The organism is Bacillus sp. Root920, from assembly GCF_001429445.1.
Lineage (GTDB): Bacteria > Bacillota > Bacilli > Bacillales > Bacillaceae > Bacillus > Bacillus safensis.
Genome location: NZ_LMJV01000010.1, coordinates 78,647 through 94,247, shown reverse-complemented (window position 1 = coordinate 94,247; position 15,601 = coordinate 78,647). Strand labels below are relative to the sequence as shown.

Annotated in this window: 15 protein-coding genes; 9 read left to right on the top strand and 6 right to left on the bottom strand. The window is 40.6% G+C overall.

Annotated features, from left to right (window positions below; all coding sequences use genetic code 11):
• Positions 1 to 13: 13 nt before the first annotated feature.
• From ASE42_RS16540 to ASE42_RS16530, 3 genes are all read right to left on the bottom strand, one after another.
• Positions 14 to 574 carry a hypothetical protein gene (locus ASE42_RS16540; RefSeq protein WP_056768221.1) on the bottom strand — a complete coding sequence of 187 codons (561 nt, stop codon included), beginning with the start codon at positions 572 to 574 and terminating at the stop codon, positions 14 to 16.
• A gap of 375 nt (positions 575 to 949) precedes the next feature.
• On the bottom strand, positions 950 to 1,552 hold the full coding sequence (gene rpsD / locus ASE42_RS16535; RefSeq protein ID WP_024424838.1) for a 30S ribosomal protein S4: 603 nt from the start codon (positions 1,550 to 1,552) through the stop codon (positions 950 to 952).
• 303 nt (positions 1,553 to 1,855) lie between these two features.
• Positions 1,856 to 2,353 carry a GAF domain-containing protein gene (locus ASE42_RS16530; protein ID WP_025092283.1) on the bottom strand — a complete coding sequence of 166 codons (498 nt, stop codon included), beginning with the start codon at positions 2,351 to 2,353 and terminating at the stop codon, positions 1,856 to 1,858.
• Positions 2,354 to 2,479: 126 nt separating this feature from the next.
• Between ASE42_RS16530 and refZ the strand changes: the two genes are divergently transcribed.
• On the top strand, positions 2,480 to 3,145 hold the full coding sequence (gene refZ, locus ASE42_RS16525; protein WP_056768220.1) for a forespore capture DNA-binding protein RefZ: 666 nt from the start codon (positions 2,480 to 2,482) through the stop codon (positions 3,143 to 3,145).
• Here refZ and hisJ read toward each other — a convergent pair.
• Positions 3,115 to 3,930, bottom strand: a complete 816-nt coding sequence (hisJ, locus tag ASE42_RS16520; protein WP_034624242.1) for a histidinol-phosphatase HisJ — start codon at positions 3,928 to 3,930, stop codon at positions 3,115 to 3,117. The genes refZ and hisJ overlap by 31 nt on opposite strands.
• Before the next feature lie 340 nt (positions 3,931 to 4,270).
• Between hisJ and ezrA the strand changes: the two genes are divergently transcribed.
• Positions 4,271 to 5,974 carry a septation ring formation regulator EzrA gene (gene ezrA, locus ASE42_RS16515; RefSeq protein ID WP_025092280.1) on the top strand — a complete coding sequence of 568 codons (1,704 nt, stop codon included), beginning with the start codon at positions 4,271 to 4,273 and terminating at the stop codon, positions 5,972 to 5,974.
• Positions 5,975 to 6,015: 41 nt separating this feature from the next.
• Here the strand turns inward: ezrA and brnQ (ASE42_RS16510) are convergent, their stop codons facing one another.
• A complete protein-coding gene (gene brnQ / locus ASE42_RS16510; RefSeq protein ID WP_034279555.1) occupies positions 6,016 to 7,359 on the bottom strand; it encodes a branched-chain amino acid transport system II carrier protein in 1,344 nt (447 codons plus the stop codon).
• 214 nt (positions 7,360 to 7,573) lie between these two features.
• On the bottom strand, positions 7,574 to 8,914 hold the full coding sequence (brnQ, locus tag ASE42_RS16505; RefSeq protein WP_056768217.1) for a branched-chain amino acid transport system II carrier protein: 1,341 nt from the start codon (positions 8,912 to 8,914) through the stop codon (positions 7,574 to 7,576).
• A 184-nt stretch (positions 8,915 to 9,098) separates the two neighbouring features.
• On the opposite strand from brnQ (ASE42_RS16505), the gene ASE42_RS16500 reads away from it, so the two are divergent.
• The 7 genes from ASE42_RS16500 to ASE42_RS19125 all read left to right on the top strand — a co-directional run bounded on the left by ASE42_RS16500 (position 9,099) and on the right by ASE42_RS19125 (position 15,505).
• Positions 9,099 to 10,241, top strand: coding sequence for a cysteine desulfurase family protein (locus tag ASE42_RS16500; protein WP_056768215.1), 1,143 nt, complete (start codon positions 9,099 to 9,101; stop codon positions 10,239 to 10,241).
• Between the two features lie 4 nt (positions 10,242 to 10,245).
• Complete coding sequence (gene thiI, locus ASE42_RS16495; RefSeq protein ID WP_056768214.1) at positions 10,246 to 11,451, top strand: tRNA uracil 4-sulfurtransferase ThiI; 1,206 nt, start codon at positions 10,246 to 10,248, stop codon at positions 11,449 to 11,451.
• Between the two features lie 89 nt (positions 11,452 to 11,540).
• On the top strand, positions 11,541 to 11,753 hold the full coding sequence (locus ASE42_RS16490) for an alpha/beta-type small acid-soluble spore protein (RefSeq protein WP_024424829.1): 213 nt from the start codon (positions 11,541 to 11,543) through the stop codon (positions 11,751 to 11,753).
• A gap of 226 nt (positions 11,754 to 11,979) precedes the next feature.
• Complete coding sequence (mbcS, locus tag ASE42_RS16485; protein ID WP_056768211.1) at positions 11,980 to 13,563, top strand: acyl-CoA synthetase MbcS; 1,584 nt, start codon at positions 11,980 to 11,982, stop codon at positions 13,561 to 13,563.
• Between the two features lie 129 nt (positions 13,564 to 13,692).
• A complete protein-coding gene (locus ASE42_RS16480) occupies positions 13,693 to 14,307 on the top strand; it encodes a LysE/ArgO family amino acid transporter (RefSeq protein WP_034624225.1) in 615 nt (204 codons plus the stop codon).
• Positions 14,308 to 14,559: 252 nt separating this feature from the next.
• Entirely contained in the window at positions 14,560 to 15,312 is a 753-nt protein-coding gene (locus tag ASE42_RS16475; RefSeq protein WP_024424826.1) for a hypothetical protein, read from the top strand.
• 16 nt (positions 15,313 to 15,328) lie between these two features.
• Positions 15,329 to 15,505, top strand: coding sequence for a hypothetical protein (locus ASE42_RS19125; RefSeq protein ID WP_166644691.1), 177 nt, complete (start codon positions 15,329 to 15,331; stop codon positions 15,503 to 15,505).
• The last annotated feature ends 96 nt before the right edge of the window (positions 15,506 to 15,601 follow it).

Below are 15,601 nucleotides of genomic sequence, written 5' to 3'. Positions count from 1 at the left end.
CCTAGAAAGATATCTAGGAGCTTTTTTGCGTATTAAGCGATTGTTTTCGTTGTTTCTTACGTGAGTAAACGAGATCAATCTCAATAAATAAAAAACTGACAAAGAATGATAAAATCAATACGCCGTCATCCCCTATCGATACATTCATAAAGTTTAAGTAAAGGACATACTTGATAGAGAGATGTAAAACGATCCAAGAACTCACCCATTCCAAAGCATAAGTGAGCCATACAGGAAGTTTAAGGAGATAAGCCAGTCCTTTTCCTATGAATAGAAGGACAGGTGACCAAAAAACGACGATAACACTCACGAACAAAGAGAAAGAGATCAAAGAAAGAAACGAATCATACGTGATGGTTTCTCCAAAAAGAAAATTCACGCCTAAAACGACGATGTATAGCAATACACATGGAACCGCGATCACAAAGCAGATAGAAAAAAAGAGCAGGAAGATAAACAGACTTGCAGCAAATCTATTGGGCGGCTCATCGATAATCTGTTTTTTTCTTAGAAGAGAATAGGCAATCACTGATAAGGTTAAAAGTAAGAATAGAATGATCGTGATACTATACATGGAACTCCCCCATCTAAGTACTATAGAAGACCATACGACTGATATGTCATCTATCATGATTGTACCAATAGAAAAAAGGCACTTCAATGAAATATTTCCTATATTTGTATATAAAAAATGAGACAGGTTTAGTTGAAGTAAGAATACAGGGGACGGTCGAGGAAAAGAGGTGATTGGAAATGGGAGGTTTCTTCCAATGATCTTATGTACAAATGTACGGCTTACTCAAAGGTGGTCTTGGCTAAATCCCCTTGAAAAGGGGTGACGCCTATGTCAACTTTTCAAGCATTAAAACCTGAAACAAAAAACCCTAGAAATCCTTGAACAATCAAGGGATCTAGGGTTTGTTTGCTCTCTCTTAGAGAAGTAATGAAATTAACGAGAGTAGAACTCAACGATTAGTTGTTCGCTGATTTCAGGCGCTAATTCAGAACGCTCTGGAAGACGAGTGAAAGTTCCTTCAAGCTTTTCAGCATCGAAAGAAAGGTATTCAGGAACGAAGTTGTTTACTTCAACTGATTCTTTCACTACTGCAAGGTTTTGAGATTTCTCACGAAGAGCAATCGTTTGACCTGGTTTCACAGAGAAAGATGGGATGTCTACACGGCTTCCATCAACAAGGATGTGACCATGGTTTACTAGCTGACGAGCTTGGCGGCGAGTACGAGCAAGGCCAAGACGGTATACTAGGTTGTCAAGGCGAGTTTCAAGAAGGATCATGAAGTTTTCACCTTGTTTACCAGGAAGTTTAGCAGCTTTGTCATATAGTGTACGGAATTGACGTTCGTTGACACCGTACATGTGACGAAGCTTTTGCTTCTCTTGTAATTGTAAACCGTATTCAGATAGTTTTTTGCGTTGTCCTGGACCATGTGGGCCTGGAGCGTAAGGGCGTTTTTCAAGTTCCTTACCTGTTCCGCTTAATGAAATGCCTAAACGGCGGGAAATTTTCCAACTTGGACCTGTATAGCGAGCCATAATGTGACTCCTCCTTATTGTTTTTATTTGTGAAAAATAAAAACCGTCTGTTCTTCCTCTTTTTCGTCATTATGTTTTCATGCATCCTCGCTCCAGCAGCAGGGAGTTACAAGATACACCTTCATAATATAGAAGGAACAAAATGATACAAAAAAGCCGAACAAAAAGGCTGCCATATTTCACACAAACTCTATTATATGACGCTGGGTAGGAGAAGTCAACCTATTTAGAGGCAGAGGTGACGTTCTCCATTATATAAAGAAACATAAAAAAGCAGACAATGTGCCTGCTTTTTCTTCATGATTACGCATCCGTAGAGACGGATAACGCCTGTTGGAGAATTTCTGTAAATTGAATAAGATAGGTCTCATCTACTTCACTGAAGCGGTCTTTCACAGGGCTGTCAATATCGAGTACCCCAATGATCTGTCCATTGACCTTGAGCGGAATGACTATTTCAGATTGCGATGCGGCATCACAGGCAATATGCCCAGGGAATGCATGGACATCAGCGATACGCTGCACTTCACCTGTCGCAAAAGCTGTACCGCAAACGCCTTTTCCAGAAGGGATGCGCACACATGCAGGCAGTCCGTTAAACGGTCCAAGCACAAGCTCGCCGTCCTTTGCTAAATAAAACCCTGCCCAATTGACTTCAGGAAGTGAGTGATAGAGTAGCGCAGCTGCATTTGCCAAGTTGGCAATCAGATCAGGTTCACCATCTGTAATGGCTTCTACCTGTTTGACGAGCAATTGATAGTCTTTTGAAGGATCGCCAGACTGTTTTTCGACATGAAACATGAAAATCTCCTACTTTCTATCTTAAAAATACATAACTTGCGTTTCGCATGTGGGATTTGTCGAGCAATTGTAAAAGGAACTTCCGCCTTCATCTTGAAGTATGTACACATGAAGAGGGGTGAGCGGATGAAAACATCAACAACCGTGCAGACAAAAGATCGTATTATGGATGCTGCCATCAGACTTTTTAACCAAAAAGGATTTTCTGGAACCTCTGTCCGTGAGATTGCGAAGGAAGCAAACGTCAACGTTGCCCACATTTCTTATTACTTTCAAGGAAAAGGAGGGCTGCTTGAGCAGCTCGTATCCGATTTTTATGAAGGCTACATTCACATGATTGAATCACATCTCCAGCACATGGAAACCCGTCATGCAAAAGAATGCTTACTACATGTGGTTTTTGATATTTTATCTTATCAGCACAAGCACCGTCAATTAACCCGTTTCGTTTATCGGGAGGTGACGATTGATTCGACACTCATCAGAGAAATCATGTCGACATATTTAACAAAAGAAAAGTATTTGTTTCAGCTTATCATTGAAAAAGGAAAAAGCACCCATGTTATTTGTGAGCAGCTTTCACTCGCATCCTTTATGATTCAGCTAAAATCACTTCTCATGATGCCATATTTACAGCCGCAATATTTAACAGAGGTGCTTTATTTGAACCCAAGTGAGCCGTATTTCTATCAAATGTACTTTAAGGAGCTGAGCCGCTCGCTTCATTATTTGTTAGAACCAAAAGAGCCGGCACTAGATTCTCATCTGAACCTCATGATGTCCTCGAATTGATCATACGCATATCCGAGATCTTCCGCTTGATGGGCATCAGAGCCGAATATGAGCGGAATTTTTTTCTTTTTTGCAAGCTCAATCATCCATTGATCTAAATAGATACTTCTGGCATATGTTTTACGAAGACCTGATGTATTAAAATCTAAGGACATGCCTTTTTTTGCCGTTTCTTCAAGGCAAAGGGTGACCTTTTGACAAAGTTCAGGTGACATTTCATATGGAAAAAGCTGTTTGAATTTCTGGACAAGGGTGATATGACCGATTCTCTTTGGCTTATATTGGCCTAAAGATGATAGAATAGAAGAATGAATTTGGTCATAGTAGCTTTGATAGACCTGTTCGATGCTGCCATAGATGCTTATTAGCTGCTGGAAGGCATGCTCGTCAAAATCAAGGCAAATATAATCATCGCCAGCAGGAAGAAAGTGAACAGATAAAATGGCGTCGTCTAGTTCTGGACCGTAGCAGTCTAAAAAGGTTCTTGTTTCCTCTTCATACTCTTTGATAAAGTCAACCTCAAGCCCAGTTTTTACTATTAATTGTCCTTTGTATTCTTGTTTCAGCTGAGCCAGTTTCGTTATATACGCTTCAAGGTCTTGGAGCTTCATGGCACTATCCTGCTCAGGTGTTGGATCTTGAAACGATGGAGGCAGCGGGGCATGCTCGGTAAAGGTTATGGAATCAAATCCCTTTTTGATGGCTTTTTCAATATAAGAATGAAAAGAATCAAGCGAACCGTGCGGGCAAAACGGTGTATGTAGATGTGCATCTTGTTTCAGCATGTCGTCACCTCTTGTCGATATTTTGAAAAACGTGATGTTTATTAGCGAAAATAATGAAAAATCATGACCAAAAATGCTGGTTACATGGTATCATAATAACAATGAAAACGACAGCTTCCGCATACATAAAAGCAGGTCACATTGATACGTGTGATCAAATGATAGAAAGCGCACAAATACTTTCTTGAAAAAACATACATAAAACCGTGAATGGATGGTATTGGAAAACATACGATCCTGCTTATAAAAAACAAATGCAAAGCGGACACGAAAGGGTTCTCAGGTCTACTCGGGACACTTTTACCCTGACATCACTTAGATCACAACAAGGGGGCTCATTATGGAGTTAATCATCGGTTTAATTGTCATTTTGCTTGCTTTGTTTTCAGTCGGTTATTTCCTGCGAAAAAATATATATAAAGAGATTGACCGATTGGAAGCATGGAAAATTGAAATTTTAAACAGATCAATTGTAGAAGAAATTTCAAAGATCAAACATTTAAAAATGACCGGAGAAACAGAGCAATTTTTTGAAAGATGGCGTGCAGAGTGGGACGATATCGTCACAGCCCATCTTCCAAAGGTAGAGGAGCTATTATATGATGCAGAAGAGTATTCTGATAAATATCGATTCTCCAAAGCCAAGCAGGTTCTTACGCACATTGAGGACTTGCTGAGTGCTGCTGATTCGAACATTGAAGACATTTTAAAAGAGATTGCAGACCTTGTCACAAGCGAGGAGCAAAATCGCAAGGACATTGAAAAGGTCAAAGAGCAATATCAAACAGTTCGAAAAAATCTGCTTGCGTACAGCCATTTATATGGCACCCTTTATGACAAAATGGAGCAGGACTTAGACGAGGCCTGGGAAGGGATCAAGCAGTACGAGGAAGAGACAGAAAACGGCAACTATATGAAAGCAAGAAAGATTTTGCTTGAGCAAGACCGCAGACTCGATCAGCTTCAACTGTATATCAATGATGTACCGAAGCTCATTGCAGACTGCAAACAAACCGTACCAGGCCAGCTGACGAAGCTGAAAGACGGATATAAAGAAATGACAGACAAAGGCTACAAGCTCGAGCACATCCAGATCACTAAAGAGCTTGAGAACTTAAACAAACAACTGACCCGTGCGGAAAAACTACTGATTGATGAACTCAATCTGGATGAAGCATCAAGCATTTTGCAAATGATTGATGATGCCATTCAGACGTTGTATGATCAGCTGGAAGCGGAAGTAGAAGCAGGTCAGGAAATCAAAAGCAAAATGCCTGAGCTGACGGAAGCATTTGAAAAGCTCGAGCAGGATCACACCCAAACAAAGGCAGAAACAGCTCTTGTAAAAGAAAGCTACAAACTGACAGCCGGAGAGCTTGATCAACAGAAGGCGTTCGAAAAACGCTTAGAAGAAATTGAAAAGCTCATGAAACAAATTCGCGAGAAGCTTGATCGTGATCATGTCGCATATTCCCTATTAATGAATGAAATCAATCAGCTTGAGACCTTTATCGATGATGCAAAAGCATTGCATGATACATTTAAGGATCATCTTCAATCATTAAGAAAAGAAGAGCTGCAAGCGAGAGAAACACTGGCTGAGCTCAAAACGATGCTGACAGATACAGTGCGTCAGCTGCAAAAAAGCAATATTCCAGGTGTACCTGCTGACATGAAAGAGCAGGCTGAAAAAGCGCAGGAGATGATTCAGCAAGTGCACGAGCAGCTGGAGAACCTGCCGCTCAACATGCCAGCTGTGAATGGGCAATTAAAAGAAGCCTCTGACACAGTGAGACATGTTGTGAATGAGACGGAAGAAATGCTCACAAAAGTGGATCAAATTGAACGAATCATTCAATATGGCAATCGTTTTAGAAGCCAAAATCATATTCTTTCAGAACAATTAAAAGAGGCAGAGCGAAGATTTTATGCGTATGATTATAACGGTTCATTTGATGTAGCAGCATCAGCTGTTGAAAAAGCATCACCTGGAGCCGTTCAGAAGCTATTAGCTCAGCACGAAAAAGAATATCAGCATCAATAAAAAAGCTGAAGTCCATTGATAGGACTTCAGCTTTTTTTGTATTATGATGCCTGCTTCTGACGTTCTTCTGAAGCAGAAGAAGTGAAAAGGGAGATCACGAACCCAATGGCGACTCCAAGTATCGCAGGGACAAGCCAGCCAATGCCAAGGTCATAAAAAGGCAGCACTGTTTGGAAAATGTCTTTTACTGGACCGATTGGAAGCTTTGCTGCTGCTAAGCCGTCAAATAAGCTCACGCACCCTGTCAAAATTAACGAGAGGACATATACTGGTCTTCTATGTCCAAGCCATTTATCAGCAAGTGATAGAACGATGATCACAATCGCCAGCGGATAAATCGCTGTTAAGACTGGAACAGAGAAAGCAACAATATGAGCAAGTCCAAAGTTAGAAATAATGAAACTAAACAATGTAACAAGTGTCACGACCATTTTATAAGAAAGCTTGGGAAGTAACTTTGAGAAATACTCTCCGCATGATGTGACAAGACCGATACTTGTTGTTAAACAAGCGACTGTAATGGCAGCTCCTAACACAATATTTCCTAGACTGCCGAAAAGGAACTGAGAAGACTGAGCTAAAATTTTGCTTCCATCTCCAACGAATCCAATGGCATGTGTACTAGAAGCACCCAGATACGCAAGTGACAGGTAAACGAAGGTTAATCCAGCAGCTGCAATCAAACCCGCTTTGATACAAGCAGAGGCCAGTGCCTTTTTACTTGTCACACCGCGTCCTTTAATCGCGTTGATGACAACAATTCCAAATACAATAGAAGCAAGAGCATCCATCGTTTTATAGCCCTCTAAAAATCCTTTGAAAAACGATCCGTTGCTATAAGATACATCTGGTGTACCAATGACGCCCATCGGTGTCAAAATGGCTTTGACAATGATAATAAAAATGATCGTAAATTTAATCGGTGTTAATATTTTCCCTACACGATCCACGATTTTCGTTGGATTTAAAGCAAGATAATACGTAATACCGAAAAAGACGAGTGTAAATAAAAGAAGAGACAGCCAAGCTGGCACACTTGATAAAAATGGTAATGCCCCAATCTCATACGAAACTGTTCCTGTACGCGGAATAGCGAAAAGCGGCCCAATGGATAAATATAAAATGACGGTGAATGCTGTTCCAAACACTGGGTGAGCCTTATCTGCAAGTCCTTTTGCATCACGCCCTGTTAAAGCAATCGCAATAATCCCGAGTAGAGGTAAACCGACACCTGTTAATAAAAATCCGCCCATTGCTTTCCAGACATTTGTTCCGGCATATTGCCCAAGCTCTGGCGGATAAATCATATTTCCGGCGCCGAAGAATAAAGCAAATAACATAAAACCTATAATAATCGTATCTTTCGTCGACAATGTTGCCTTCATTGAATATAAAGCCTCCAATATTATGTTGAAATATTCTGTTAATTAGCTGCTAAAACGGTTCTTCATTAACATTCACTAATTATAAAGGATGTACGCCTGATGTCAACATGTGTTTTCATACAAAAGTCATGAATTTTTCTATTTTAGTATATGAAGAACAATAAAAAACATCCCCTTCTCCTATGAAGGGGATGTTTTTTGATTTGATGCTTGATTAAGCAGGCTGTTTAGGTGGGCTCGTAAACAAAGAAATAAGAAGACCAATAATGGCTCCAAGTACGGCAGGGATAGCCCAGCCGATCCCAAGTTTGTATAAAGGAACAGTAGCTTCTAAAAATTCATTTAAACCGCCAAGAGGAATCTTTGCTGCCACTAACCCGTCGATGACGGCAAAGATACCTGTAAAAATGAGTGAAGCGATATAAATAATCCGTCTTCCGTTGATCCAGCGATCAAGAAAAGATAAGAGAATGATCACGATGGCTAACGGATAAATCGCAACAAGAACCGGAACAGAGAGCGAAATAATTTGTGCCAGTCCAAGGTTTGCCACAAATGTACTGAATAAAGATACAACTAAAACAACAGTGCGATAAGAAAAGCGTGGAAATAGTGAAGAAAAATATTCCCCGCAGGATGAAACCAGGCCAATACTTGTGGTCAAACAGGCAAATAAAATGGCAGCCCCTAGCACAATATTACCAGCAGAACCAAATAAAAAGTTCGCCGAAAGCGAAAGGAGTTTTCCACCTTCATTTGCCCCGACCATACCTGTTGCCTCAGGACTTGATGCTCCGACATAAGCGAGTGATATGTACACAAGAGCTAGTCCAGCAGCTGCGACAAGCCCAGCTTTAATACAGGCTGCGGCAATCGATTTACGTTCTGTCATACCGCGCTCTTTCACAGCCGTGACAACGACAATTCCGAAAACGATTGAAGCAAGAGCATCCATCGTTTTGTAGCCTTCTAAAAAGCCGGTAAACAGCGGGCTTCCTTCATAAGTTGGATGCGGACTCCCAATTCCACCCATTGGTGTCGCGATCGCTTTGATCACAATTAAAGCAATGACAGCGAGTAAAATTGGTGTTAAAATTTTACCGATTCGGTCAACAAGCTTCGATGGATTTAAAGCAAGAGCATAGGTAATGCCGAAAAAAGCAATCGAAAACAAGAATAATGGAATCCATGATTCAGACTGCGCTTCAGACAGAAACGGCGCCAGCCCAATTTCATAAGAAACCGTTCCAGTACGAGGGATCGCAAAGAAAGGCCCAATGGATAAATATAAAATGACAGTGAAAATGGTACCGAATGTAGGATGAGCTTTGTCAGCAAGCCCCTTTGCACCAGTTCCTGTCAGGGCAACGGCGATGACACCTAAGAGTGGAAGCCCAACTCCGGTCAGTAAAAATCCACCGATCGCAAGCCATACGTTTTCACCTGCGTACTGTCCAAGTACAGGAGGGAATATCATATTGCCTGCGCCGAAAAAGAGTGCAAACAACATTAAGCCGATGGCTAATGTGTCTGTTTGACTTAACTTATTTTTCATAAGGTTATCCCCCTATTATTTTATTTTTCCGCCATGTTTAAATATTCTGTTAATTTAGGAAAAAATATGACAATGGCACTATGCATGATATAGTGAATTGATGAGGTTGTCAATATACCGCTTTATATTGAAATAAAAGGAATTCATCATATTAGTTAAACGCAAGAGGATAAGGAGTTTCGCAATGATGTATCTTGATAATAGTGCAACCACAAAACCGTACCCTGAGGTTTTACAAGTATATCAGCAAGTGAGTGAGCGTTATTTTGGAAATCCATCTTCGCTTCATCAGCTCGGGATAGATGCAAGCCGGCTGTTAAATGAAACGAGAAAACAAATGCTTCACTACACGGGCTTGAAACAATATGAGATTATTTTTACTTCTGGTGCAACAGAAGCGAATAACATCGCCATTAAAGGAGCAGCACTTGCCAAAATGAACCGGGGCAAGCATATTGTGACCACAGAAATAGAGCATCCTTCTGTTATTGAATCGTTTGAACAGCTGAAGGCGTTATTTGGCTTTGACATCACCTATATTCAAGTAAATGAGCATGGCCATGCAGATATGACTCATTTAAAAGAAGTGCTTCGCCCTGATACAGTGCTTGTCAGCATGATGCACGTCAATAACGAAACCGGTGCTATCCAGCCGATTGAAGAGGCTGCTGGCATCATTCGTGAGCATGCCGAAAACGCACTTTTTCATGTCGACGGGGTGCAGGGAATGTGCAAGGTCGCACTCAATAAACAGCTGGATGTAGACCTTTTGACGATGTCAGGCCATAAAATTCATGGATTAAAAGGCACAGGAGCACTCTTTTTAAAGAAAGATGTCACTCTCGCCCCTTTCATTACTGGGGGAGAGCAGGAATTAGGACTTCGTTCAGGTACTGAAAACCCTGCTGGAGCTGTCAGCTTAGCAAAAGCCATGAAACAATCATTTGAACAGCTTGACAAGTATCATAATGAGATGCTGAACTTAAAAACGCAGCTGCAAAAACAGCTTGGAGAGATAGAAGGTATTGTGATGAATACACCGAGGGCGCAAAGTGCGCCGCACATTGTGAATTTTTCAGTACCGGGTATTCAAATTGAGGTCCTCCTCCATATGCTTGAAAAAGAAGGCATATATGTTTCTACAACCTCTGCCTGTTCAGCCAAGAAAAAAGAGCCAAGCCGTGTACTGCTGGCAATGGGAAAACCAGAGGAAGTAGCCAAAAGCAGTATGAGAATCAGCTTGACGTATGGACAAGGACCAGAGCTAACGCCGCAAATCATCACATCGATCGCACAAAGTGTGAAAAAATTAAAAGGAATGAGATAACAGCATGAAATATGATCATATTTTAGTCCGTTTTGGTGAGATCTCAACAAAAGGGAAGAATAGAAAGAAATTTATTGAAAAACTAAGAAAGCACATTCGGTTCGTCTTAAAGGATTTTGAAGCATTAAAGGTTGCATCTGATAGAGACCGCATCACGATTATGCTGAACGGAGAAGACCCTGAACCGATTTCAGAACAGCTCAAAAGTGTATTTGGCATTCAGAGCTTTAGTCTTGCGGTTAAATGTGAGACGAATCTAGATGCGATTAAAGAAGCGGCACTAACAGCAGTACAGGAAGTGTATGAACAAGGAAATACATTTAAAGTCTCAACGAAACGCTCTTATAAACAATTTGAACTTGATTCAAATGAAATGAACCGTGAAATTGGCGGACATGTTCTAAAGAATACGGAAAACTTAACGGTCAATGTGAAACAGCCGGATGTGCATTTACGCATTGAAATCAGAGAGCAAGCAACGTACATTACATTTAAAGATGTCAAAGGTGCAGGCGGCCTGCCGGTTGGTTCTAGCGGAAGAGCGATGCTCATGCTTTCAGGCGGCTTTGACAGCCCAGTTGCCGGCTATCAAGCAATGAAACGCGGAATTGAAATCGAAGCTGTGCATTTCTTTAGCCCGCCGTATACAAGTGAACGTGCCAAACAAAAGGTCATTGATCTTGCAGAATGCCTGGCAGCATATGGAGGCGAAGTGAAGCTTCACATCGTACCTTTTACAAAAATTCAAGAGCTGATCCATAAACAAGTACCTGAAAACTATACAATGACATCAACAAGAAGAATGATGCTGAAAATAGCTGACAAAATAAGAGAAAAGCGCGATGCCCTTGCGATTATTACCGGAGAAAGCCTTGGTCAAGTGGCAAGCCAGACACTTGAAAGCATGTATGCTATTAACCATGTGACCAATACACCAATCATTCGCCCGCTCATTGCTGTCGATAAAAATGACATTATTGATGAAGCGAGACGAATTGGCACATACGATACAAGCATTCAGCCTTTCGAGGATTGCTGTACGATTTTTACGCCGCCGTCTCCTAAAACAAAACCAAAGCTTGAGAAGGTAGAACGCTACGAAAGCTTTGCTGATTTTGAGCCGATGCTGAACGAGGCAGTAGAGCAAATTGAAACAATTATTGTGACAAATGAAAAGAAAGCAGCAGACGAATTCGCTGATTTATTCTAAAACGAAAATTTCATAATAATTACCATAAAATCAATCGCATGAAGTCATGTGTTTCTACACATTCTATATTCACAAGGAGGTGAGAACACATGGCTCAACAAAACAGACAAAGCAGTTCTAACCAATTACTAGTACCAGGCGCTGCACAAGCTATCGACCAAATGAAGTACGAAATCGCTTCTGAATTTGGTGTAAACCTTGGTGCAGAAACTACATCTCGCGCTAACGGATCAGTTGGTGGAGAAATCACTAAGCGTCTTGTATCTTACGCTCAACAACATATGGGTGGCGGATCTTTCTAAGACACACAATTTAAAAGCTATGGCTTATGAGCGGGATCCTTCCCGCTCTTTTCTTTTTGTACATATAAATAGTTAGAATATTTTTAAAAAAGAAGACGGATTTAAAAAATTATGGCATAATACTAGGAGTAGGTCCTAATTCAAGCATTTTTCAGTTATGAGTGTTAGAATAGGTAAATTGAAACATGTTTCGTTTCATAAGAAAGAGGCTAAAAGGAGCTGTACCATGAAAAGAGAAGACTTAATTGCACCAGAACAATATAACTTAGTCAGTGAGATTGAAGCGTTCAGTCATGACAAGGAGAAAATGGCCCTGCACTGGCAGGACGGCAATGGCCAAGAAGCACATGTGACGTATGCAGCATTAGTGGAAGAGGCAAATAAAATTGGACATGTTTTATTAAAAGCAGGCTTCAAAAAAGGCGATAAAATTATTGTGATGGTGCCGCGCATGCTCGAGGCATACAGCATTTATTTAGCAATTTTGAAAACAGGAATGGTTGTGATTCCTTGTTCTGAAATGCTGCGTGCGAAAGATTTAGATTACCGAATTGAACACGCAGAAGCAAAAGGAGCGATCGTCTACTCTTCATTCATTCAATCGTTCGACGGAACCAAAAAACCAAACGATTTTAAAACATTCTCAATCGGCGAAAATGATCATGGCTGGACAAACATTCTAGCGCAAAAGGAAGAGCAATCAAACGAGCTTGAATTGGCAGAGACAAAGCGCACAGACATGGCGTTTTTATCCTATACATCAGGTACAACAGGGAACCCTAAAGGGGTTGTTCATACACACGGATGGGCGTATGCACATTTACGCACAGCTGCCAAAGCATGGCTCTCCATTAATGAAGGAGATAAAGTATGGGCGACAGCAGGACCAGGCTGGCAAAAATGGGTGTGGAGCCCCCTCTTATCTGTGTTAGGAAGTGGAGCAGAAGGCTTTGTATATGGAGGGAAATTCAATCCAAATACATACTTAGAGCTGCTTCAAAATAATGAAATCAATGTCCTATGCTGTACACCGACAGAATACCGCTTTATGGCAAAAGTAGATGATTTAAGTCAGTACGAGCTGCCGAAGCTGCATAGTGCTGTTTCTGCGGGAGAGCCGCTGAACCGTGAAGTCATTGATACATTCAAAAAGCATTTCGATATAGAAGTACGAGACGGCTATGGCCAAACTGAAAGCACACTGCTCGTAGGGGTGTTAAAAGGAATGGACATCAAGCCAGGCAGTATGGGAAAACCAACCCCTGGCAACGAAGTAGATATCATTGATGAGGATGGAAACGTCTGCGCACCTGGAGAAATTGGTGACATTGCGGTGCATCTTGAAACGCCGGCTTTGTTTAAGGAATACTATAAAGACGAAGAGCGTACAAAAGCGCAGCGCCGCGGCAATTACTTTATTACGGGTGACCGCGCGAAAAAAGACGAAGATGGGTACTTCTGGTTTGAAAGCCGCAGAGATGACATCATTGTCAGCTCAGGCTATACAATTGGACCGTTTGAAGTAGAAGATGCGCTGATTAAGCATCCAGCAGTGAAGGAATGTGCAGTTGTGGCGAGCCCAGATGAAATCAGAGGATCAATCGTGAAAGCATACGTCGTCCTTCGTGATGGAACTGATCATAGTGATGAACTGATCAAAGAGCTGCAAACACATGTGAAAAACACAACAGCACCGTACAAATACCCAAGAGAAATCGAATTCATTGACGAACTGCCAAAAACACCGTCAGCGAAAATCCGCCGTGTAGAGCTGAGAGAAAGAGAGCTTGCACGAAAAGGTCAATCATAAAGAAGCGAGAAGCGTTCGGATGGAAGCATTCGGCGCTTTTTTTGTACGGAAAATTAAATTTGTTGAAAGCAGGCAGGGTGCTTTGTGTTAAAATATGTAGGAATTTCTGAAAAAGGAGAATGTTAGTAGATGTCCATTGCGATCATTCATGGAATTGTGCTTGCCTTTGGTCTTATTTTACCTTTGGGCGCTCAAAATGTATTTGTATTTCAACAAGGAGCGCTGCAGCCTCGATTATATCGGGCTATGCCTGTTGTCATCACGGCTGCTCTTTGTGACACACTTTTAATTGCTTTAGCTGTCATAGGTGTTTCTGTTGTGGTGTTTACCATTCCAGTGCTGCAAATTGGTCTTTATATCATTGGTTTTTGTTTTTTAGTTTATATGGGATGGTCTGTATGGAACACAAGCTCATCATCAGGTGATCAAGAGAAGCAGAAATTAATGCCTGCAAGAAAACAAATTGTATTTGCCTGTTCAGTTTCTCTTTTAAATCCCCATGCGATTCTCGATACAATTGGTGTCATTGGTACAAATTCGCTGCAATATAGCGGGGCAGAAAAGCTGGCGTTTACACTTGCCTGTATCATCGTGTCCTGGTTATGGTTTATGGGGCTCGCCCTTTTAGGGAAGATGTTAGGAAAGTTAGATACAAACGGCAAATGGATGAACCGTATCAATAAGGCTTCGGCGGTCATGATCTGGCTGGTAGCGTTATACATTGCGTATCAATTGATTGTGTAAGATACATAGAGAATCGAACAAAGAAGCGTTTGGACGTAATGATCCTGCGCTTTTTTTGTGTATTGGACAGGCTTTCCAGCCAGTGTCAGTACGATCTTAAGAGGTAAATCAGATGCAATTGCCCAGAGGAAATGATAATGAGTAGGCTTTATGCTATATTATCAACAGTGGGTTTTATTGGTAATTTAGTCTATTACATTATTTTCCTTGAAAGGTTATAATCTTTATTAAATTTACTAAAGGAGTCTATCGATGAAGATAAGAAAAATGTTTTGTGTGTTATTGTTCATATCACTTTTATTAGGACAATATCCTGTTGGAAACGCTGTTACCGTAAAGGAGGACGAGCCTTTTAAAAAGATACAAAATGATAAAGCAGCAGAAAAACTCATAAAAAAGGCAAAAAAAAGCTCTCAATTTTTAGAGGCAAAAGAATTAGCCCAAAAGAAAGGATATCTATTAAATGGAAAAAGTGCAGCTGTTCATTTGAAAGCTGCTAAAACGGATGTTGTTTATTTTTATCTGAAAAAAAAGAAGTCAGATAATCAGCTGCTTAACAATGTTTCCTTCATTTCAGTTTCACTGAGCCAAATAAAAGCTCACTATATTCAACTTGCGGAATACGATGAGAAAGGGAATTTGCACTCATACTTCTTTCAAAATGGAAAATTGAAAAATAAGTTCCATATCAACCAAAAAGGGGAGTTTTTAAAAGGATCTTTTACCTATGGTGAAAATGATGTAAAGCAAGATATGATGGAATTAAATAAAAAAATTGTCCAAATAGATGATTCGGAAATTCAAACGAGTTTTAATTGGAACAAGTTTTGGGACTGCTTAAAAAAGAAAAGCGGTCCGAATGAATCTCTTCCATTACGTTCAATGGTTCTAGGAGCGTGTTATTATATTTGTTTTACGGGACCTGCTAGCTGTATTGCATGCGCAGTGATTAATGGAGGTATATCAGCGGGATTGGCCGGTTATTGTGTGAAAAAAGTTTGGTGAATAGGGGGGATTTAGAATGGCTCATAAAGAACAGCGTAAAGGAGTAGTTCTTGCTGTTTTAGATACGTTAACATTTGGAATACCAGTGTTGCTATGGAATTTATATAAGAATACGAATAAAACATTGAAATTAATGATCCCGATCATTCCGATTGTTGGTTTCATAACGTATCTTTTAGCATCCCTTCACTAATAAGATAAAAAATCCTTAGTATGAGCGTAACGCTCATGCTTTTTTCATTTATTTCAGAAACGTCTGCTCTTCATATGTTGAGATAAGTCACTTTTC

Coding starts and splice junctions, on each gene's coding strand:
- ASE42_RS16540 (WP_056768221.1), bottom strand. CDS start 574: ATGTATAGTATCACGATCATTCTATTCTTACTTTTAACCTTATCAGTG.
- rpsD (WP_024424838.1), bottom strand. CDS start 1,552: ATGGCTCGCTATACAGGTCCAAGTTGGAAAATTTCCCGCCGTTTAGGC.
- ASE42_RS16530 (WP_025092283.1), bottom strand. CDS start 2,353: ATGTTTCATGTCGAAAAACAGTCTGGCGATCCTTCAAAAGACTATCAA.
- refZ (WP_056768220.1), top strand. CDS start 2,480: ATGAAAACATCAACAACCGTGCAGACAAAAGATCGTATTATGGATGCT.
- hisJ (WP_034624242.1), bottom strand. CDS start 3,930: ATGCTGAAACAAGATGCACATCTACATACACCGTTTTGCCCGCACGGT.
- ezrA (WP_025092280.1), top strand. CDS start 4,271: ATGGAGTTAATCATCGGTTTAATTGTCATTTTGCTTGCTTTGTTTTCA.
- brnQ (WP_034279555.1), bottom strand. CDS start 7,359: ATGAAGGCAACATTGTCGACGAAAGATACGATTATTATAGGTTTTATG.
- brnQ (WP_056768217.1), bottom strand. CDS start 8,914: ATGAAAAATAAGTTAAGTCAAACAGACACATTAGCCATCGGCTTAATG.
- ASE42_RS16500 (WP_056768215.1), top strand. CDS start 9,099: ATGATGTATCTTGATAATAGTGCAACCACAAAACCGTACCCTGAGGTT.
- thiI (WP_056768214.1), top strand. CDS start 10,246: ATGAAATATGATCATATTTTAGTCCGTTTTGGTGAGATCTCAACAAAA.
- ASE42_RS16490 (WP_024424829.1), top strand. CDS start 11,541: ATGGCTCAACAAAACAGACAAAGCAGTTCTAACCAATTACTAGTACCA.
- mbcS (WP_056768211.1), top strand. CDS start 11,980: ATGAAAAGAGAAGACTTAATTGCACCAGAACAATATAACTTAGTCAGT.
- ASE42_RS16480 (WP_034624225.1), top strand. CDS start 13,693: ATGTCCATTGCGATCATTCATGGAATTGTGCTTGCCTTTGGTCTTATT.
- ASE42_RS16475 (WP_024424826.1), top strand. CDS start 14,560: ATGAAGATAAGAAAAATGTTTTGTGTGTTATTGTTCATATCACTTTTA.
- ASE42_RS19125 (WP_166644691.1), top strand. CDS start 15,329: ATGGCTCATAAAGAACAGCGTAAAGGAGTAGTTCTTGCTGTTTTAGAT.